This is a genomic window from Thermosynechococcus sp. M98_K2018_005 (genome assembly GCF_015295825.1).
In the GTDB taxonomy this organism is placed as follows: Bacteria; Cyanobacteriota; Cyanobacteriia; order Thermosynechococcales; family Thermosynechococcaceae; genus Thermosynechococcus.
The window spans coordinates 19,074-39,024 of record NZ_DVEH01000031.1 but is presented as its reverse complement, the minus strand read 5'-3'; the positions used below and the strand labels follow the sequence as shown (position 1 = coordinate 39,024).

The window sequence follows — 19,951 nt, the reverse complement described above, 5'->3', positions numbered from 1 at the left end:
TTTGGGCTTCGACAAGGCCAATCGGCAACCAATGCCAAAATTTCAGCTTTGATTAAGACTCTGGTGAAGTGATGGTCATTGAGCAACTACACACCAGATGGCGATCGCCATAGGCATTGTCAATGCGGGCTACCGCTGGCCAGAATTTGTACTCCCGCAGCCAAGGGGCAGGGTAGGCGGCCACTTCCCGTGAATAGGGGTACGGCCATGGCTCTGTGGCCAGCATCAGGGCTGGATGGGGGGCATTTTTCAAGGGGTTTTGCTGGCGATCGCTCACGCCGGCCTCAATCTCAGCAATTTCTGCACGAATGGCAATCATCGCCTCACAAAAGCGATCCAATTCCGCCTTCGTTTCACTTTCTGTCGGTTCAATCATGAGCGTTCCCGCTACAGGCCAAGAGACGGTAGGAGCATGGAAGCCGTAGTCCATCAGCCGCTTAGCAATATCTTCCACCTCAATCCCTGCCGATTTTTTCAGGGGACGCAGATCAAGAATACACTCGTGGGCCACCAAGCCCTGGGCACCTTTGTAGAGAACGGGATAGTAGGGTTCAAGGCGTTTGGCGATGTAGTTGGCATTGAGGATGGCGATCGCCGTGGCTCGCGTCAACCCCACCCCCCCCATGAGGGTGATATACATCCATGAAATCGGCAAAATACTGGCACTGCCCCAAGGGGCTGCGGTCACAGGGCCAATTTCTGATCCCTGGGGAGTCACCTGCGTCGTCGGTAAGAAGGGCGCTAAGTGAGCTTTCACCCCGATGGGTCCGACACCGGGTCCGCCACCGCCATGGGGAATGCAGAAGGTTTTGTGGAGATTCAAATGGCAAACATCGGCACCAAAGTCCCCCGGACGGCACAGCCCCACTTGGGCATTCATGTTGGCCCCATCCATATAGACTTGACCGCCGTAGCGATGGATGATTTCGCAGATGTGGCGAATTTCCGTTTCAAAAACGCCATGGGTCGAGGGATAGGTAATCATTAACGCCCCTAGGCGATCGCCATAGGTTTCCGCCTTGGCCGCCAGATCGGCCACATCAATATTGCCCTGGGCATCACAATTCACTGCCACCACTTGCATCCCCGCCATCACGGCACTAGCGGGGTTGGTACCATGGGCGGAGGTGGGAATCAAACAGACATTGCGCTGGCCTTCACCGCGGCTGTGGTGGTACTGGCGAATGACCAAAAGTCCGGCATATTCCCCTTGGGAGCCGGCATTGGGCTGCAGGGAAATGGCATCAAAACCCGTGATTTCCGCCAGCATTGCTTCTAGCTCTTGAAACAGTTGCCCATAGCCTTGAGCTTGCTCCGGCGGCGCAAAGGGGTGCAGCTGATTGAATTCTGGCCAACTGATGGGCACCATTTCTGCCGCTGCATTGAGCTTCATTGTGCAGGAGCCGAGGGGAATCATCGAGGTGGTAAGGGAGAGATCCTTGGCCTGAAGGCGGTGAATGTAGCGCAGTAGAGCGTGTTCGCTGTGGTACTCCTGAAAGACCGGGTGTTGCAGGTAGGCAGATTGGCGTTTCAGGGTTAGCGGTAGGCGATCGCCCCCTTGCACGGCAGCAGGACTTGCGCCAAAGAGCGCCAGTAAATCCACCACATCTTTCTCAGTGGTGGTTTCATCAAGGCTGATGCCGACACTGCCATCGTCAAAGTAGCGCAGGTTGATTTGTGCCGCTGCTGCCCGCTCCTTGAGCACCTGTACTGGCAGGTTCCCCAAGCCAATGCGCAGGGTGTCAAAAAACTCAGAATGGTAGAGTGGATAGCCCGCTGCTTCTAAGCCCGCTGCTAGGGTCACTGCCCGTTGATGGATGCGCTCAGCGATTTGCCGCAGCCCCGCTGATCCGTGATAAACAGCGTACATACTGGCGACAACTGCAAGGAGAACTTGGGCAGTGCAAATGTTACTGGTGGCTTTTTCACGACGAATGTGCTGCTCACGGGTTTGCAGGGCAAGGCGCAATGCTTTTTGCCCAAGGGCATCATGGGAAACCCCCACCAGTCGTCCGGGCAACTGGCGTTTGAACGCCTCTCGGGTGGCAAAGAAGGCGGCATGGGGACCCCCATAGCCCAAGGGCACACCAAACCGCTGAGAACTGCCCACGGCAATGTCGGCTCCCAATTCACCCGGCGGTGTCAGCAGGGTTAGGGCAAGGAGGTCGGTGGCCACGGTCACCAACAGTCCCCGCTCATGGGCAGCGGCAATTAGGGCTTGGGGCGATCGCACCGCACCATCGCTAGCGGGATATTGCAAGAGCAGGCCAAAGGCATTCTCCCAAGGTAATTCACTGGTGATCGTGTCAATGGGCACAATCTCAATGCCAAGGGGCAGGGCACGGGTGCGCAAAACGGCAAAGGTTTGGGGATGGCAATCCTGCGCCACCAAGAACCGGTTGGCTCCCCTTTGACGGCAGGCATTCAAGCTCAGCGTCATGGCTTCAGCGGCAGCCGTCGCCTCATCGAGGAGAGAGGCATTGGCAATGGGCAAACCCGTCAAATCGCTGACAAGGGTTTGAAAGTTAAGGAGGGCTTCGAGGCGTCCTTGGGCAATTTCCGCTTGGTAGGGGGTGTACTGGGTGTACCAGCCGGGGTTTTCCAGAATGTTGCGCTGAATCACTGCCGGCGTAATGCAGTTGTAATAGCCCATGCCGATGTAGCTGCGCCAAACTTGGTTTTGCTGGGCAAGGGTGCGTAATTTTTGCAGGGCTGCCGTTTCACTGAGACCCTCACCAAGGGCGAGGGGGCGTTGCAAGCGAATTTCTGGGGGAATGACGGCATTGATCAGCTCCTTGAGGCTGCCATACCCCAACAGGCTCAACATTTTGGGCAAATCAGCGGGCGTAATGCCAATGTGCCGCGCGACAAATTCGGCATCGGTCTCTAAGTTGATCTCTAGTTGGGGCAGTGAACTGACCATCGCTATCGCACTCGTGTTGCAAATCGTTCATATATCTTAATTCTTTGGGCAGGGTTTGCGGGCATGGAGAACCTGTAAACTGTGCCCTAAGTGGTAAGTCTGCCGCTCGATAGTAAAGCCCTGCAACCGTAGCTGCTCAGCTAAGTCTATTTGCAGCAGTTGCCAAGCGGTTTTGGTTTCAAAGAGCCAGAAAAAGAGAGCCATCCCCGGCCAAAAGAGGGGCACTTGCGGACGATGAAAATCAATCAGGGCAAACCAGCCGCCGGGCTTCAGAACCCGCCACACTTCCGCCAAGATGGCACGCAGTTGCTGCGGAGTCATTTCGTGGAGCGCCATGCTGGTGTGTACCAGATCAAAGGTGGCATCGGCCAAGGGCATCTTCTCAGCAAAGGCTTCCACATAGGTGGCTTGGGGCACCCGTTGTTGGGCACGGGCGATCGCCTTCGGGGAAGCATCTAGTCCCGTGACCTGATCAAAGGCCTGAGTTAAGGCTTGAGTAACAATGCCGTGGGCACAGCAGAGATCCAAAACCACCGCACTACGGGGTAAGTCCAAATCTTGCCAAGCCAGGCGATGCAGGCGATCGCTCCCCCCGACCGCTATTGCTGCGAGGGCACTAATAGTGTCGTAAAGCCACGGATATTGATAGCTCCAAGTGCGTAAAATGGTTGCCACGGCGCTTGATCAAGCCTTGAATTTTGCAGAATTTGAATCCGTTGAGTGCCAGTGTACCGCCTTTTTGGCAACGATTCCTTGGGAAAGGACTGTTATAGTCTTATGTGGTAGCGAGAATCCGTAATTGTAACGGTGTCGGGAGTGAGCATGGATCAACAATCCATCTGCCAACAAAGCAGTCTGCTGCTGGGGAGCCTTGTGGGGGTCTTGATCACCGTGAGCGGGGGGGCGATCGCCCAATCCAACCCTACGGCCACCGATCTCCTGCCCTTCAATCCCAATCCCGATCCCCTCTATCTCCCCAGTCGTCCCGATCAAGTGAAAATTGATTTGGATCGCCCCATTACCCTTAACGAAGCGATTGAACTGGCGCGGCGGAACAATCGCCAACTGCAAATCATTGAAGCGCAACTGCAACAAAGTCGGGCGGTTCTGCGCCAAGCGGAGGCGGCTCTCTATCCCAGCATCTCCCTGCAATTGGGGATTAGTCGCACAGATTCAGCGGCGATTCGCCTGCAAAATGCCCAACTGCCACCCCCCTTGCGGCTCAACACCACGAGCAATACTTGGACCAGCACCGTGCAACTGGGCTACAACATTTTCACCTCTGGCCAACGGGATGGCAGTATCAAAGCAGCCCAGGAACAGGTGCGCAATGCCGAACTGGATCTTCAGCGGGAATTTGAACAACTGCGGCAGGATGTCACCAATGCCTATTACAACATTCAACAGGCAGAGGCGCTTGTGCGCATTGGGGAAGCAGCGGTACAAAACTCCCAAATCAGCTTACGGGATGCGATCGCCCGCGAACGCGCTGGCTTGGGAACCAAGTTTGATGTTTTGACAGCCGAAGTGCAACTGGCCAACAACCAGCAGCAACTCGTGCAAGCCCAAAGCCAACTGCAAACGGCTCAACGCCAACTGGCACAGCTGCTCAGTCTCAATGACAAGGCGAATGTGCGGGCCGCTGACCCAATTCGAGTGGTTGGGGAATGGAAACTTTCCCTTGAGGAGAGTATTGCCTTGGCCTGGCGTAACCGCGTGGAACTGGAACAACAACTGACGCAACGGAATGCAGCGCTTCAGCAACGGCGGGTTGCCTTGGGGAATCTAGGCCCCCAGTTGGTGGCCGGCGGAAGTTTTAACACCCTTGATAGCCTCACAGATAGCGCAGCACCCAGTTGGGGATATACCGTTGGGGGTCAAATGAAGCTGACCCTCTTTGATGGGGGGGTCTCCCGTGCCAGTGCCGCCCAGCAGGAAAGTGCTGCCGCGATCGCTGAAGCCCAGTATGCCGCCTTTCGTAACTTAATTCGCTTCCAAGTGGAGCAGGCCTACTACACCCTCCAATCCAGCCAAGAAAATATCCGCACCAATGAAGTGGCGGTGCGCCAAGCAACGGAGGGACTCCGCCTTGCCCGGCTGCGCTTTCAAGCAGGGATTGGCACCCAGGCGGAGGTGAGCAATGCAGAAACGGCTCTGATTCAAGCCCAGAGCAACCTGTTGAGTTCTACCATTGACTACAACCGAGCGATCGCCGCCCTGCAACGCTTTGTCAGTGGTTTACCTCTGAGTCCCCGAGGGACTGCAACGCCTTGATGTTTGGTTTTTTGAATCTGAATAAACCCGCTGGCTGCACCTCCCACGACTGCATCAATGAACTGCGAAAGCGGCTGCGGCTCAAGCGCATTGGTCATGGTGGTACATTGGATCCGATGGCCACAGGGGTGCTGCCGATCGCCGTTGGTTCAGCGACGCGACTCCTCCCCTATTTCAGCGATCGCAAGGCCTATATTGGCACGGTGCGCTTTGGCATCACCACGACCACGGATGACATTACGGGTGACATTTGCCAAGAACAATCTGCAAGTCACCTCACCCTCGAGGCCATTGAGGAACAGCTGCCGCGATGGATTGGGGAGATTGAGCAATATCCCCCAGCCTATAGTGCGATTCAAGTGGATGGCCAGCGGCTCTATGCCCGTGCCCGTGCGGGTGAAGTAGTGAGCGTTCCGCCACGTATCGTTACCGTGTACCGTATCGAGGTGTTGCATTGGCAACCGAGTCGTCAGCCGGAACTCACGCTGCGCATTACCTGTGGCGGTGGCACCTATATTCGCGCTCTTGCCCGCGATTTGGGCGCGGCCCTCGGGGTAGGGGGAACGCTGGCGGCACTGCAACGGATTGAAAGTGGTGGCCTGAGGATTGAGGAGAGCCATTCCCTAGAAAGCATTTCGCCAGAGCATTTACCCCTGCGCCCGCCCCAAGAGGTTCTCTCGCATCTGCCATGGCTTGAGCTCAATGAAGTACAACTCAACGACTGGTACCATGGCCGCGCTGTGATTTGTGAGGGGCTACCGCCGATGGGGAGTTTCGTGGGCGTCACCTTTGCCGCTACCTGTGTGGGCCTTGGCATCAGTGGAGGCGATCGCCTGCATCCCAAGGTAGTTCTCAAGGCATAACTGTGTCTTCCGAAACATTTTTCTAGTGCTAGCCTAGGAAAAAGAAGCAAGCAGCAGGTGAAGTAATGGGGGTTCGTTGGCTGCAACGTCTCGTTTGTTGGTTGGTTGTCCTGGTGGGGGTCTGGGGCTTTTTCCCCACTGACTCAGCGATCGCCCTGACGGCAGAACAGAAACTCTTGAATGAGGCATGGCGTATTGTCAACCAAGCCTATGTGGATCCCTCTTTTAATGGCCAAAACTGGTGGCTGGTGCGCGAAAAGGCGCTGAAGCGTCCCCTACCCAATCGCGAGGCGACCTACGAAGCTATTCAAACGATGCTGGCGAGCCTAGAGGATCCCTTTACGCGGCTGCTGCGGCCTGCCCAATTTCGTAGCCTGCAAACCACCACGGCTGGGGAACTCACTGGTGTCGGCTTGCAAATTAGCACTGACCCTGAAACCGGCGTCCTCGAAGTGATTGCCCCCATTGATGGCTCTCCCGCTGCCGAAGCTGGTATTCAACCCCGCGATCGCATTCTTGCCATTGAGGGCATCCCCACCACCCAGCTCAGCCTTGATGAAGCCGCCGAAAGAATGCGGGGAGCCGCCGGTTCTGCTGTGCATCTGTTGTTACAACGGGGCAGTGAAGCCCCTCAAGAAATCACGCTGAAACGGGGACACATTGAGATTAATCCGGTCATGGCTGAAGTTCGTCAAGTACAGGGGCACACCGTTGGCTATATTCGCCTTGGTCAATTTAGTGCTATAGCGGCCACAGAAATGCGCAAAGCCATTCAAATGCTAGAGCAACAGGGAGCGGAGGAGTACATTCTTGATCTGCGCAATAATCCGGGGGGACTGTTGCAGGTGGGGGTGGAAATTGCCCAACTGTGGCTGGATTCGGGGGTCATTGTCTATACCGTCGATCGCCAAGGGATTATTGATAGCCTCAATGCCAGTGGCGGTGCCCTCACCCATGATCCCCTCGTCGTCCTCGTGAATGGCGGAACAGCTAGTGCCAGCGAGATATTGGCCGGTGCCCTGCAAGATCATGGCCGTGCTCGACTGGTGGGCGATCGCACCTTTGGTAAAGGCTCGATTCAGTCCCTCTTTCACCTCAGTGATGGCTCTGGCCTCGCTGTCACCATTGCCCACTACGAAACCCCTAATCACCACAACATCAACAAAGTGGGGATTGAGCCAGATCGGCGGGTTCTCGATGCTCCAGGGAGTCTCATGGCTATGGGTACAGCAGCAGATCCCCAGTATCTAGCGGCTCTAGAGCTGCTCCACAGTTCGGTTCAAGTCGCCACTAACGCAGTGTGACAAACTCCTCCGCTGTCGAGGGGTGAATGGCCATCGTGGCATCAAAGTCCTTCTTGGTGGCACCCATTTTGAGGGCGATCGCGATTCCTTGAATAATTTCAGCCGCATTATCCCCCACCATGTGGGCACCCAGCACCCACTCTGTATTTTTCTCCACCACCAATTTGACGATCACCTTTTCATCCCGACCCGTGAGGCTGTGGTACATCGGGCGAAAGGCCGCACGGTAGATTTTCACATTCTCTTCCCCCAATTTCGCCTTGGCCTGAGCCTCAGACAGCCCCACCGAAGCCGCCTCCGGCTGGGAAAACACCGCCGAGGGAATATTTTCATAGCTCAAAGTGCGCGGTAGATTACCAAATTGAGTATCGGCAAAGGCGCGGCCCTCGGCAATGGCTACGGGAGTGAGGTTGACGCGGTTAGTGCAGTCCCCCACAGCAAAAATATGTTCCTGATTGGTGCGGTAGTATTCATCTACAGCAATGGCGACAATCCCTTGACTATTGGCAGTCAGATGCACCCCCGCCTGATCGAGACCTAGCCCCTGCAAGTTAGGCGCACGCCCCACGGCACACAGCACCGTATCCACTTTGGTTTCGCAGGCTTGCCCCTGCTGTTCGTAGCGAATGCGGATATTCTCCTTCTTGGTCAGCTTCAAGCCAGTAATGTGGCACTGGGGACGGACATCAATGCCGTGGCGAATCATCCCCTCATAAACGCCATCTTGAATGTCTTGATCAAAACCCCGCAGTGGGCGATCGCCCCGCAGAAAGTGAATGACTTCCGTACCTAGCCCCTGCATAATGCCGGCAAACTCAACACTGATGTAGCCGCCCCCAAGGATAGCCATGCGCTTTGGCTGCTTGGGCAACAGAAACATCTCCCGCGAGGTAATGCTGTGTTCGATCCCCGGCACATTGGGTTTAATCGCTTCGCCCCCGACGGCAATCAAAATTTTCGCCGCTGTCACTCGCCGCTGAACCTGTCCTTGGCGATCGACGAGTTCTAGGGTGTGGGGGTCAGCAAAGCGGGCAAAAAAGGGCAGCAGTTCCACCCCGGCTTTGGCAAGGTAGCTAATGTGCAATTCACTGAGGCGATTCACCTCTTGGTTCACTGCTTGAATCAGTCGCTCCCAGTTCAACTTGGCTTCAACGGGGCGCCAGCCATAACCCACAGCATCTTCAAAGAGGTGGCTAAACTTGGAGCCATAGACCATAAGCTTTTTGGGGACGCAACCCCGAATGACACAGGTACCGCCGACTTTATCCCCTTCGGCAATGGCCACCCTGGCACCGTAGGAAGCTGCCCGCTTTGAGGCCGCCAAGCCACCGGAGCCGGCACCAATCACAAATAGGTCATAGTCGTAGCTCATCCTCGCTCCCCAAAACCTAGCCTCAGTCTAGCGAAATCTGGATCGGGTTACATGAAGGCTTGGCGATGAATTGCCTGTAGAGCTTGGTATTCAGCCATTTTGCCAAGGCGGCGGAGCAATCGCAACCGCTGTTCAATGAGCATTCGCGCATCGGTGCGACTAATGGACTCAAATTCCATCCCCGCCGGCCGTTGGCTAACGATGAAGAACAGCCGCTGTGCATACAACGTGGTAAACAGTTGCCGATGCTCATCAATAGGGCAGACCCCATAAAGCAAGCCAAAGGTGGGGTGATTGAGATAGTGCTCAGCGGTCATCGAGGGTTTCATTAGTAGAGAGAACCTACCTCGCAAAAGGATCGTGACAGGTCAACACGGCAAGGGTGGCTTGTGAGGGGCAAAAACAGAAGAAAACCTCAAGTGGCGGCTAAAATAAGTAAAACATTTGACTGAAAACTTTTCAGATTATACTAGACCCTTTCCTCCTCTATGACGCGCTCCCTTCCCCCCTTTTGGCCCAGTGTGTTTCACCGCTGTGGTGTCATCTTTTTTGGCACGCTGACCTTTTTTTTGACGCTGGGGGTGGTGGGCTTCAGTGCCACAATTTTCTTTGCCCTCCTCGGGGTCTTGTTGGCGCCTGCCAGTGAAACCAGTCCCTATGAACACATCAGCGGCAAGGAGAGCAGTCGCGATCGCATTCTCAGAATCGACATTACTGGTCCAATTCTCGGCAGCCCGCAAAACGAAGAGGATAGCTTCTTTGCGCCCCTTGTGGGTGTCACCTACGGCTATGAAGTGCAGCGGCAGTTGGCAGAGGCCGCTAAGGACAAAACGATTAAGGCCGTCTTTGTCAATATCAGCACTCCCGGCGGCACGATCTTTGGCTCGCAGGCGATCGCCGAGGGCATTAGGAGCTACCGCGCAGCCACCCAAAAACCGGTCTATGCCTTTATTGAGGGAATTTCTGCCTCCGGCGGCGTTTGGGCAATGGTAACAGCGGATCGGGTCTACGCTGATCACGGCAGCATGATTGGCAGTATTGGCATTCTCGGCCCTAGTGTTTTCTACTACGATCGCCCCACTAGTCTCGATAATGGCCTATTGATGGGAGGCGTCACCGCCAATAGTATTGAAGAACGGACACTGAGCGCCGGTCGTGGCAAAGATATTGGCAACCCCTTCCGTCGCCTTACTCCCCAAGAAATTGTGGTCCTCCAAGCCGGCCTTGAGCAGGAGTACAGCAAGTTTATTAATCATGTGGCGCAGTCACGGGGCATTGATCCTAATGTCATTCGCAACGAAATGGGGGCGATGATTTTCAGTAACGAGCAGGCGCAGAGCTACCGCCTCATTGATGGCACCCGCAGCCGCTCAGAAACCCTCAGGGCCCTTGCCAGTGCCGCTAATCTCAAGGAGGGAGAATATGCCCTTGTCCGTTTTCGGCGAGATCGCTCCCCTTTGATCAATCAACTCTTTGGTGTCCAGTCACCTCCCCCAGCCCCGGAAACCCAGCAGCTGTGGAAACAGGAGCAACTTTGTGCCCTCAGCCAATTGCGTGCCCTTGCCTACTATGGTTCCCTCTCTTGCCACCGTCAGTAATGCGTTTCGATATTGTTACCATCTTTCCAGAGTTCTTTGCCTCTCCCCTCAGCAGTGGCTTAATGGCCAAAGCCTTGGCACGGGGGATTGCTGAGGTCGTCCTGACGAATCCACGTAACTTTAGTACCGATAAGCACCAGCGGGTGGATGATGAACCCTACGGGGGTGGTGTGGGCATGGTGATGAAGCCTGAACCCCTCTTTGCTGCGGTGGAATCGCTGCCCTCTTTGCCTCGCCGTGAAGTAATCTATGTTACCCCCCAAGGGCAACCCTTGACCCAACAACACCTCTGGCATTGGTCACAGGAGCGAGATCAACTGGTGATTCTCTGTGGGCATTATGAGGGAGTGGATGAGCGGGTCGTCGAGCATTTAGTGACCCAAGAAATCTCCATTGGCGATTTTGTCCTGACCTGTGGTGAAATTCCTGCCCTTGTGATTCTCAATGGTGTGCTGCGACTCCTGCCGGGCACCGTAGGCAAAGCTGCCTCACTCCATCAAGATAGCTTTGAAGATGGCTTGCTGGATTATCCCCACTACACTCGACCCGCAGAATTTCGGGGTTGGAGCGTACCGCCGGTCTTGCTCTCTGGTCATCATGGAGAAATTGCGGCGTGGCGGCGGGCACAACAGATCGAACGCACTCGTCAACGCCGCCCAGATCTGTATGAAAGGTGGATCAACCATGACCAAAACAAGAAAATCTTATTAGACTAAAAGCTGTACCACCGCCCTCATGGCTCATTCAACCTTAAAATCGACCTCCAAATAACAGGGACAAAATCATTACAACCATTACAAGTGTGCGAATCATGGATAGTTCAAATTTTCCCCTCATCCAGCATTCTCCCTGCGATCGCCTGGAGGAGAGGCTTGTTTGTTTGCTTAACAATGTCGTAGGTGAGGAAATTGAGTACTATCTTGGGGCTGTTTTTGATGCTCTGCCGATTGGAATTAATCTCTATAATACATCGGGGGAAATTGTCTATATCAATCCCTGGGGGCGTCGGCTTTTGCAGGTTACGGATTCCAGCCAAACTGCTGCGGAAATTCGTGCCAACCTAGAGGTTTATTATGCCGATAGCGATTGCCCCTATCCCAAGGAGGAACTGCCGGGGGTGCAAGCCCTCAAGGGTAAAATGATTGGCCCTATAAAAATTGATCTGAAACATAGCCATCAACAGCGCATCACCCTTGAAGTTTATGGCATTCCTATTTTTAGTGCGGCTGGCGAAGTCATGTTTAGCCTTGCGACCTATACTGATGTGAGCGATCGCGAACACTCAGAAATTGAACAAAAAATTATTAGAAATTACTGGGAAAAAGAAGCCAGGCTTTACTGCGATATGGTGCAAAGTCAGACAGACTTCATTGTGCGCTCCCGTGCTGACACCACCATTACATTCGCGAATCAGGCATTTTGTCGGGCTTTTAACCGCTCGCCTACGGAAGTCATTGGTCACCCTTGGTCTGAATTTGTTCTTCCTGAAGATTTACCTGGCCTGTTAGAGCACGTTACTCAACTCACTCCCAGTGCCCCCTCCTTTGCCGCTGAAAATCGGGTGTACCATCCGCAGCAGGGGGTTCGTTGGACACAATGGATTAATCTGGGAATTTTTGATGATCAAGGCAACCTACAGGAAATCCAATCCGTTGGTCGTGACATTAGTATTCTCAAAGAGCAATTACTGCGGGAGCAAGCTCTCAATCGCGTCATTCAGGCGATTCGCAACTCCCTTGATCTCGACACTATCTTTGAGACAGCGGTGCGGGAAGTGGCGCAAGTGGGGCTGGGGTTTGATGTCCTTGTCGTCAAGTATTTACCCGAGGAGGCGCTGTGGCGGCATGTAGCAGAATACCACCATGATCCCGACTTTCCCTCCCTGATTGATGTTGCCATTCCCGATCGCGATAACCCCTTTGCCGAGCGCCTGAAGGCCGGTGAAGTTGTCGCCATTGCTGACTCTAGCCAAATTACTGATCCTGTCAATCAACAAGTTGCCGCCACGTTTCCAGGAGCTTGGTTGCTGATTCCTCTGCTGGTGGAGGGTTGCATCTGGGGCAGCTTAACTCTCTTTGCCCCTCAACAATGCCATGAGTGGTCAGCGGCAGAAATTTCCCTTGCTCGTGCTATCTCCACGCAACTGGAGGTGGCCATCTACCAAGCCACACTCTATCAGCGGGCACAGCGGGAACTGGCTGAACGCCGTCGTATTGAAGCTGCCCTGCGGGAAAGTGAAGAACGCTTTCGCCTCACTGCAACCAATGTCCCCGGAGCCATTTTCCGCTACATCCAATATCCCGATGGCCGCAATCAGGTGTTTTACCTCAATCCCATGTGTGAGCAGCTTTGGGGGGTGCCGGCTGAGGTTGTCGCTGAAGATAGTTCCGTCCTCTGGAATATGGTGCACCCTGAGGATCGGCAGGCCATGTGGGAGTCGGTGCTTGTTTCGGCCCGAACCTTACAACCGTGGTTTTGGCAATGGCGTATTTGCTATCCCAATGGCGATATCCGCTGGGTTGAGGGTGCTGGTCAGCCCGAACAACTGCCCAATGGCGCTGTCATGTATTACACTCTCATTCTTGATGTCACTGAGCGGTATCTGGCGGAGGCGCGCCTCAAGGAGCAACAGGCACAGTTAGACTTGGCGGTGCGGACTTCGAATATCGGTTTCTATTTTTGTGATCTGCGCACAGGGACCTCCTATGCCTCCCCCACGTATAAAGCCCAGTTGGGCTATCCCCCCACCGCTGAAGAGGGCAGCCCCAAGGACTGGAAAGCACGACTGCACCCGGAGGATCGCGATCGCGCCATTGAGGCCTTCCAGCAGTTTTTACAGGGGGAGACAGAGTACGCCATTGACTTTCGCCTGCGTCATCGAGATGGCAGCTACCGCTGGTTTAACAGTAATGCGGTATTGATTCGCGATGAGCACGGTCAGCCTTGCAAAGTGGTGGGTACCCACATTGACATTACGGAGCGCAAGCTAGCAGAAATCGCCCTACGGCAGAGTGAAGAGCGCTACCGACTGCTGGCGGAAAATATCAACGATATTATCTGTCTCCACGATCGCGAGGGCATTTGTTTGTATGTCAGTCCCTCCTGTGAACCCTTGTTGGGGCGTCATCCCGAGACACTGATTGGCCAGCATTTCACAGAAATCTGTCATCCCCAAGAGCGATCGCGGGTGCAGCAGGAACTGCAACAGATGGTTCAACAGCACAAGTTTTGGCCAATCACCTATCGGGTTTGCACCGCTAAGGGTGATGTCCTCTGGCTAGAAACTTTGGTGAAACCTCGCTACGACAGTGAGGGGCAGTTGCAACAGTTTCAGACCACCTCCCGCGATGTCACCAGTCGGGTACAGGTGCAAATGCAGCTTTACCACGAGGCCTACCATGATTCATTGACAGGGCTCCCCAACCGCCTCTATTTGATGGAACAGTTGGAAACGGCCATTACCCAAGCTCGGATAAATCCCAAGTTTCACTATGCGGTGCTGTTTTTAGATTTGGATCGCTTCAAGATTATTAACGATAGCTTGGGACATGCGGTGGGCGATCGCGTTCTGGTCGCCTTTGCCAATCGGTTGCGCCATTGTATTGATAATCGCTATACACTGGCTCGCTTTGGTGGTGATGAGTTCGTGATTCTGGTACCGCAAATTTCCCACATACAGGGGGCGATCGCCCTGTGTGAGCAAGTGCTGCATTGTCTCCACCAACCCCTGAGGGTGGATACGCGGCAAATTGTGATGGGTGGCAGCATTGGCGTTGTTTTTGCCCAAAACGAGTATCAGCAGGGGCTAGAAGTCCTACGGGATGCCGATATTGCCATGCATCAAGCCAAAGCCCAGCAAAAGGGAGGCTATGTCATCTTCAATCAGCAGATGTATGAACAGGTGCTGGATCGCCTCCACCTTGAGCATGATCTGCACGATGCCCTAGAGCACCATCAACTACGGCTGCTGTATCAGCCCTTTTTCAATCTGCAAAATCAACAAGTGGCGGGCATGGAGGCCTTGGTGCGCTGGCAGCACCCCGAACGGGGTCTTATATCACCGGCGCAGTTTATTCCCATTGCTGAGGATACGGGGTTAATTGTTGCCCTGGATCAGTGGGTATTAGAGCATGCCTGCAAGCAATTCTGGCACTGGCAACAGCAGTATGCAGCAGCAGCAAATCTCGTTCTCAGTGTCAATGTGTCTGCCAAAACCCTGAAGCATCCCAGTTTCCTCAAGCATGTTGATCGAGTGCGCCAAAAGTATCCCCTTGCCAAGGGGCAACTGGTGCTCGAACTCACCGAAAGCATGGGGCTGGAATTGGAAAATGAGATGATGAATCTCTTGCAAGCCTTGGGCGATCGCAATATTGATACTAGCATTGACGACTTTGGCACCGGTTACTCCTGCCTCAGTTATCTTCACAGCCTGCCCATTCAACACCTGAAAGTGGATCGCTCCTTTGTCTGTCAACTGGAGCAAAATGCACGCAATTTTCAAATTACCCAGATGATCTTGCTCCTCACCCACCAGTTGGGCTACCGTGCCATTGCCGAAGGCATTGAGACCTCTGAGCAACTGCAAACCCTACAGCAACTCGGCTGTGACTATGGTCAAGGGTATCTCTTGGCTCGACCCATGCCGCCTCAAGATCTCGAATCTCTCTTGAGTTCCGAACTAAAATAGCGTCATGGCTGTTTTACATGGGACGTGGCTGGCAACGCCGAGGCCACAATTTTTTCTTTGGGCAGAAGAATGGCGATCGCTGGCTCAGGCAACCACGCCTTGGGCATCAGCGATGGTGCCTGCTTATCCCTATGCGACCTCCCGGCAGCTGTCCCTTGCCAAGGCGAGTCCCAGTTTTACGTATGCGGCTTTACCCGCCCAAGTGCAGGGCAATGAACTCGTGCCCCTCCCCCTAGCAGAAGTGAAAGGGGAACCGCTGTTTCTCTGGCAGTTGCCGGGCTGGTCAATTCCAGCTTCAGAAGTTTTAGAACAACTGCATCAACTGAGTCTTTACGGCCAAGACAGTGGCAGCATTGGAGATGATCTGCGCTATTGGTTCCACGTAAGTCGCTGGTTGCTGGATTTAATTGTGCGCGGCCAATACCTGCCGACGCCGGAGGGTTGGCGAATTCTGCTCACCCACGGGGCCGATCGCGATCGCTTTCGCCAATTTAGCCAACTGATGCCGCATCTGTGTCGCTGTTATCAAGTGGATGCCACGGCTCTGTGGTTTCCGCCCCATGCCACAGATCTATTAGCGGATTTTCTGCACCACACCTTGCAGGGCTATCTCCGCACTGCCCTTGCTCCCCTAGACTTACCCAAAGTGGGCTTGGCAAAGGAGCATAGCCACTGGCTCGCTTTTCTGAAGACGGGTCAAGACCCCGACTTCCCCCCTTCTTTTGTGGAACGGCTCCAGCGTTGGCAAGAACCCTACCGCGAGCAGTTGGATCTGCGGCCCCAATGGCGATTGGCACTGCAACTGGTGCCTCCTGCTGAGGGTGACTGGCGCTTGACCTTTGGCTTACAAACCGAGGGCGAAACGGAAACAATGCTGACAGCAGCAGAGATTTGGCAATGTACGCAAGAGTCCCTCCTCTATCACGGACAAGTGCTCTGGCAGCCCCAAGAAACGCTGCTGCGAGGACTGGGCTTGGCTTCACGCATTTATCGTCCCCTCGATCGCAGTCTGCAAGAACCTTCTCCTGTGGGTCTGACGCTGCAAACAACGGAAGTTTATGCCTTCTTGCAAAGTGCCATTCCGCCCCTCGAGCAGCAGGGGGTTGCGATTATTTTGCCGCCGAGTTTGCGCCGCAATAGCTCCCAGCATCGCTTGGGCCTGAAGATAATTGCCACATTGCCGCCCACGGCCACTAGCGGCTTGAGTATTGAGAGCTTGATGCAGTTTCAGTGGCAGTTACAGTTGGGGCAGCATCCCCTCTCGGAAGCGGATTTTGATCAACTGCGTCGCCAAGAGAGTCCCCTTGTTTATCTCAATGGTGAGTGGGTGCTGCTGCGTCCCCAAGAGGTCAAGGCTGCTCAAGAGTTTCTCCAGTCTCCCCAAAAGAGCCAACTCTCCCTTGCCGATACGCTGCGCATTGCCACCGGGGATACGCTGACGGTAGCCAAGTTACCCATTCTGGGCCTAGACGCCAATGATGCCCTTCAGGCACTACTCGATAGGCTCACGGGTAAACAAACCCTTGATCCAGTGCCGACGCCGCAGGAATTTTGTGGTGAACTGCGTCCCTACCAAGCACGGGGGGTGGCGTGGCTGAGTTTCTTGGAACGCTGGCGGCTGGGGGCTTGCTTGGCCGATGATATGGGCTTGGGGAAAACGATTCAACTGTTGGCTTTTTTGCTCCACCTCAAGGAAGCGGGACGCGCCTACCGACCGACACTATTGATCTGTCCCACCTCAGTACTGGGCAACTGGCTACGGGAGTGCCAAAAGTTTGCACCGACATTGCGTGCCTACGTCCACCACGGCAGCGATCGCCCCAAGGGCAAGGCATTTCAGAAAAAAGTCGAAACTCACGATCTGATTCTCACTAGTTATGCGCTCCTGCAGCGCGATCGCGCCACCTTGCAACAGGTGTCATGGCAGCATTTAGTACTCGATGAAGCCCAAAACATCAAAAATGCCGACACCCAGCAGTCCCAAGCAGCGCGGGAACTCTCCGCCCAGTTTCGCATTGCCCTGACGGGAACCCCCCTAGAAAATCGGCTCCTTGAACTCTGGTCGATTATGGACTTTCTGCATCCGGGGTACTTGGGCAATCGCACCTACTTTCAGCACCGCTATGTCCGTCCCATTGAACGCTATGGCGACACCACCTCCCTCAACGCCTTGCGCACCTATGTTCAGCCCTTCATTCTGCGGCGTCTGAAAACTGACCGCAGCATTATCCAAGACCTGCCCGAAAAACAGGAGATGCTGGTCTATTGCGGTCTCACCCTAGAGCAGATGCAGCTTTACAATGCTGTGGTGGAAGACTCCCTTGCTGCTATTGAAAATAGTGAAGGCATCCAGCGGCGGGGCAATATCTTGGCTACGCTGACGAAGCTGAAGCAAATCTGTAACCATCCCGCGCAGTATCTCAAGCAGGAAGACTATACCCCCGATCGCTCGGGTAAATTGCAACGCCTCATAGAAATGCTGCAAGAGCTTCAGGAAGTGGGCGATCGCGCCCTTATCTTTACCCAATTTGCCGAATTTGGCAGCCACCTAAAAACCTATCTCGAAAAGGCGCTACGGCAGGAGATCTTTTTCCTATCAGGAGGCACCCCCAAAGCCCAGCGGGAACTGATGGTGGAACGCTTTCAGCACGATCCTGAAGCACCCACGGTGTTTATTCTTTCCCTAAAGGCGGGGGGGGTGGGCTTAAATCTCACCCGTGCCAATCATGTCTTTCACTACGATCGCTGGTGGAACCCTGCCGTTGAAAATCAGGCCAGCGATCGCGCCTTCCGCATTGGCCAAGCCCGCAATGTCCAAATCTACAAATTTGTCTGCACAGGCACCCTCGAAGAGAAAATCCACGAGCAAATAGAACAGAAAAAAGCCCTCGCGGAAATGCTTGTTGGCAGCGGCGAGCACTGGCTGACCGAACTTAACCTCGACCAACTGCGGCAACTGCTCACATTGGATAAAGAGCGAGTCATGACACTCTAGGCCATTGCCCACTCAGAGGCGTGCTCACCCCGCAAAAGACGAATTTGGGCGATCGCGAAAATAGTGGGAATAATGCGCCCATAGTTTGTGGAAATGGCGCGCCAACCCAAGTCAGCAATAAACCACACCCACAGGGCGGTACTGGCAAAGGCCAAGACACTGCGTCCCACGGCAAACCGAGCTGCTCCCATCGCTGCCCCCCGTGACACCAAGGGGGTAATTGAGAGCTTGTAGCCCGCAAAATGAATCGCAAATTGCCGTGCCACCTGCTGCACCAGCATTGAGCGGACGACGGAACTGATGGCGATCGCCGCGCCTCCCTCTAGGATCAGGCGTACGGTTGCCATAGAAATCGGGTGGCCGTGGCGCAGTTCGGGCAAGCTATCTTGGATTTGAGCAGCCAGGACCTTGCGATCCTCATCCCCCAGCTTTTTCCACATCCGCTGCAACACATTCAAGAAGATTTCCATTTCCAGTTCGGGGACTGTCCAACTGGGGGAAAACTTAATTTTCAGATAGCGACAGACCCGCATCAATGTTTGCCGATAGCTGATTTGCTGCGCTTTGCCCTTGAGGACCGTCAGACCATCTGCCGCCAAAAAGCGAAACCGCTCTTCAATGTCATCGAGCCATGCTTGGCGATCCTGAGCTTGAACGGCAATGGGATCGGGCGTTGTTAGATAGTCCAAGGGATTGAGCCGACGACGAAACAGAATTTCTGTTAGGTCTTGCAACTCCTCCTCCGTCGCCAATTCCAGCGCAGCCCGTAGCTCGTTCATGGGGTTCTCGCTCCAGCAGCAGCACAATAGAACATGATGATGCTTCACCCCTGATTATAGGGATTCAGGCTGAAATTGTGGTACAGCCCCTTTCACAAGCATGGAACGCGCTCCCCTATCCCAGAAAAGCGCAGTTCGGACAGTACAATACAAAAGAGTAGCAGGCTGGCGAAATAAAAACCTATGGATTTATTAACCTTAGAAGGTTGGCTCGATAATACGGCCTTTGCGGTGCTTTTCCTCACCATGTTGCTCTACTGGTGCGGGGCAGCGTTTCCCCAATGGCCTGTTCTCACTGCTGCGGGTCGCACGGGGATGGCGATCGCCAATCTCTGTATTACTGGCCTACTGGCAGCACGTTGGCTTGAGGGGGGCTACTTTCCCATCAGTAATCTCTACGAATCCCTCTTTTTCCTGTGCTGGGGTTTGACAGCAATGCACTTTGTCGCCGAGTCCATCAGTGGCCAGCGCCTTGTGGGGGTTGTTACCGCACCAGTTGCCATGGGAATTACCGCCTTTGCGGCTCTCTCGCTCCCCTCGGAAATGCAACAGTCAGCGCCTCTGGTGCCTGCCCTGAAGTCCAACTGGTTAATGATGCACGTCAGTGTGATGATGCTCAGCTATGCCACCTTGATGGTGGGGTCACTGCTGGCGATTGCCTTCTTGGTGGTGACATGGGGTAAACCCGTCAGCCTCAAGGGCAGCTCCGTGGGCACAGGCAGCTTCCGCACTCGCACGCCAGAACCTTCTTTAGAATCCTCGACCGGGGACGGCGGCACCACGGTACTCACCCAACCCACCCTGGAATTGAGTTTGCAACGCCTAACCTTAGCCGAGACCCTCGATAACTTGAGCTACCGCATGATTGGTCTTGGCTTTCCGCTGCTGACCATCGGGATTATCTCTGGCGCCGTGTGGGCCAATGAGGCTTGGGGGGCGCCTTGGAGTTGGGATCCGAAAGAAACTTGGGCACTGATTGTCTGGCTGGTGTATGCGGCTTATCTCCATGCCCGCATTACCCGCGATTGGCAGGGACGCAAACCCGCGATTCTCGCCACTGTTGGTTTTGGCGTGGTCTGGGTCTGCTATTTAGGGGTGAATTTGCTAGGGAAAGGCCTACACTCCTACGGTTGGTTTTTCTAGTGGGTTATTGCAA

Annotated in this window: 13 protein-coding genes; 8 read left to right on the top strand and 5 right to left on the bottom strand. The window is 54.5% G+C overall.

Annotated elements, in window-relative coordinates; genetic code table 11:
• Positions 1-52 precede the first annotated feature (52 nt).
• Together gcvP and IGQ15_RS04130 are read right to left on the bottom strand one after the other, a co-directional pair.
• Complete coding sequence (gene gcvP, locus IGQ15_RS04135) at positions 53-2,923, bottom strand: aminomethyl-transferring glycine dehydrogenase (protein ID WP_297048903.1); 2,871 nt, start codon at positions 2,921-2,923, stop codon at positions 53-55.
• Between the two features lie 36 nt (positions 2,924-2,959).
• The gene (locus tag IGQ15_RS04130; protein WP_297048902.1) at positions 2,960-3,598 is read right to left on the bottom strand and encodes a methyltransferase domain-containing protein; all 639 of its coding nucleotides are present in this window, start codon (positions 3,596-3,598) and stop codon (positions 2,960-2,962) included.
• A gap of 147 nt (positions 3,599-3,745) precedes the next feature.
• Here IGQ15_RS04130 and IGQ15_RS04125 point away from each other — a divergent pair, with 147 nt between their 5' ends.
• From IGQ15_RS04125 to ctpA, 3 genes are all read left to right on the top strand, one after another.
• Positions 3,746-5,197: a TolC family protein gene (locus tag IGQ15_RS04125; protein ID WP_297048900.1), complete on the top strand. Its 1,452-nt coding sequence runs from the start codon at positions 3,746-3,748 to the stop codon at positions 5,195-5,197.
• Positions 5,197-6,060, top strand: a complete 864-nt coding sequence (gene truB / locus IGQ15_RS04120; RefSeq protein WP_297048899.1) for a tRNA pseudouridine(55) synthase TruB — start codon at positions 5,197-5,199, stop codon at positions 6,058-6,060. The genes IGQ15_RS04125 and truB overlap by 1 nt, the downstream gene beginning before the upstream one ends.
• Before the next feature lie 65 nt (positions 6,061-6,125).
• Entirely contained in the window at positions 6,126-7,364 is a 1,239-nt protein-coding gene (gene ctpA / locus IGQ15_RS04115; protein ID WP_297048897.1) for a carboxyl-terminal processing protease CtpA, read from the top strand.
• Here the strand turns inward: ctpA and gor are convergent.
• Both gor and pipX read right to left on the bottom strand, forming a co-directional pair.
• Positions 7,351-8,736 carry a glutathione-disulfide reductase gene (gene gor, locus IGQ15_RS04110; protein ID WP_297048895.1) on the bottom strand — a complete coding sequence of 462 codons (1,386 nt, stop codon included), beginning with the start codon at positions 8,734-8,736 and terminating at the stop codon, positions 7,351-7,353. The genes ctpA and gor overlap by 14 nt on opposite strands.
• Positions 8,737-8,783: 47 nt before the next feature.
• Positions 8,784-9,053, bottom strand: a complete 270-nt coding sequence (gene pipX / locus IGQ15_RS04105; RefSeq protein ID WP_297048893.1) for a transcriptional coactivator PipX — start codon at positions 9,051-9,053, stop codon at positions 8,784-8,786.
• Between the two features lie 171 nt (positions 9,054-9,224).
• On the opposite strand from pipX, the gene IGQ15_RS04100 reads away from it, so the two are divergent.
• The 4 genes from IGQ15_RS04100 (at position 9,225) to IGQ15_RS04085 (ending at position 18,016) form a co-directional block, all read left to right on the top strand.
• Positions 9,225-10,334, top strand: coding sequence for a S49 family peptidase (locus IGQ15_RS04100; protein WP_297048892.1), 1,110 nt, complete (start codon positions 9,225-9,227; stop codon positions 10,332-10,334).
• Positions 10,334-11,050: a tRNA (guanosine(37)-N1)-methyltransferase TrmD gene (gene trmD / locus IGQ15_RS04095; protein ID WP_297048891.1), complete on the top strand. Its 717-nt coding sequence runs from the start codon at positions 10,334-10,336 to the stop codon at positions 11,048-11,050. The genes IGQ15_RS04100 and trmD overlap by 1 nt, the downstream gene beginning before the upstream one ends.
• Before the next feature lie 95 nt (positions 11,051-11,145).
• Positions 11,146-15,021: an EAL domain-containing protein gene (locus tag IGQ15_RS04090; protein WP_297048889.1), complete on the top strand. Its 3,876-nt coding sequence runs from the start codon at positions 11,146-11,148 to the stop codon at positions 15,019-15,021.
• 4 nt (positions 15,022-15,025) lie between these two features.
• Entirely contained in the window at positions 15,026-18,016 is a 2,991-nt protein-coding gene (locus IGQ15_RS04085; RefSeq protein ID WP_297048887.1) for a DEAD/DEAH box helicase, read from the top strand.
• On the opposite strand, the gene IGQ15_RS04080 is transcribed toward IGQ15_RS04085, so the two are convergent.
• Positions 18,013-18,795: a hypothetical protein gene (locus IGQ15_RS04080; protein ID WP_297048885.1), complete on the bottom strand. Its 783-nt coding sequence runs from the start codon at positions 18,793-18,795 to the stop codon at positions 18,013-18,015. The genes IGQ15_RS04085 and IGQ15_RS04080 overlap by 4 nt on opposite strands.
• A gap of 183 nt (positions 18,796-18,978) precedes the next feature.
• On the opposite strand from IGQ15_RS04080, the gene ccsB reads away from it, so the two are divergent.
• A complete protein-coding gene (gene ccsB, locus IGQ15_RS04075; RefSeq protein ID WP_297048883.1) occupies positions 18,979-19,938 on the top strand; it encodes a c-type cytochrome biogenesis protein CcsB in 960 nt (319 codons plus the stop codon).
• Positions 19,939-19,951: the final 13 nt, after the last annotated feature.

Bases quoted from the DNA above. Each gene is read 5' to 3' on its own strand.
- gcvP (WP_297048903.1), bottom strand. From the start codon at position 2,923: ATGGTCAGTTCACTGCCCCAACTAGAGATCAACTTAGAGACCGATGCC.
- IGQ15_RS04125 (WP_297048900.1), top strand. From the start codon at position 3,746: ATGGATCAACAATCCATCTGCCAACAAAGCAGTCTGCTGCTGGGGAGC.
- truB (WP_297048899.1), top strand. From the start codon at position 5,197: ATGTTTGGTTTTTTGAATCTGAATAAACCCGCTGGCTGCACCTCCCAC.
- ctpA (WP_297048897.1), top strand. From the start codon at position 6,126: ATGGGGGTTCGTTGGCTGCAACGTCTCGTTTGTTGGTTGGTTGTCCTG.
- gor (WP_297048895.1), bottom strand. From the start codon at position 8,736: ATGAGCTACGACTATGACCTATTTGTGATTGGTGCCGGCTCCGGTGGC.
- pipX (WP_297048893.1), bottom strand. From the start codon at position 9,053: ATGACCGCTGAGCACTATCTCAATCACCCCACCTTTGGCTTGCTTTAT.
- IGQ15_RS04100 (WP_297048892.1), top strand. From the start codon at position 9,225: ATGACGCGCTCCCTTCCCCCCTTTTGGCCCAGTGTGTTTCACCGCTGT.
- trmD (WP_297048891.1), top strand. From the start codon at position 10,334: ATGCGTTTCGATATTGTTACCATCTTTCCAGAGTTCTTTGCCTCTCCC.
- IGQ15_RS04090 (WP_297048889.1), top strand. From the start codon at position 11,146: ATGGATAGTTCAAATTTTCCCCTCATCCAGCATTCTCCCTGCGATCGC.
- IGQ15_RS04085 (WP_297048887.1), top strand. From the start codon at position 15,026: ATGGCTGTTTTACATGGGACGTGGCTGGCAACGCCGAGGCCACAATTT.
- IGQ15_RS04080 (WP_297048885.1), bottom strand. From the start codon at position 18,795: ATGAACGAGCTACGGGCTGCGCTGGAATTGGCGACGGAGGAGGAGTTG.
- ccsB (WP_297048883.1), top strand. From the start codon at position 18,979: ATGGATTTATTAACCTTAGAAGGTTGGCTCGATAATACGGCCTTTGCG.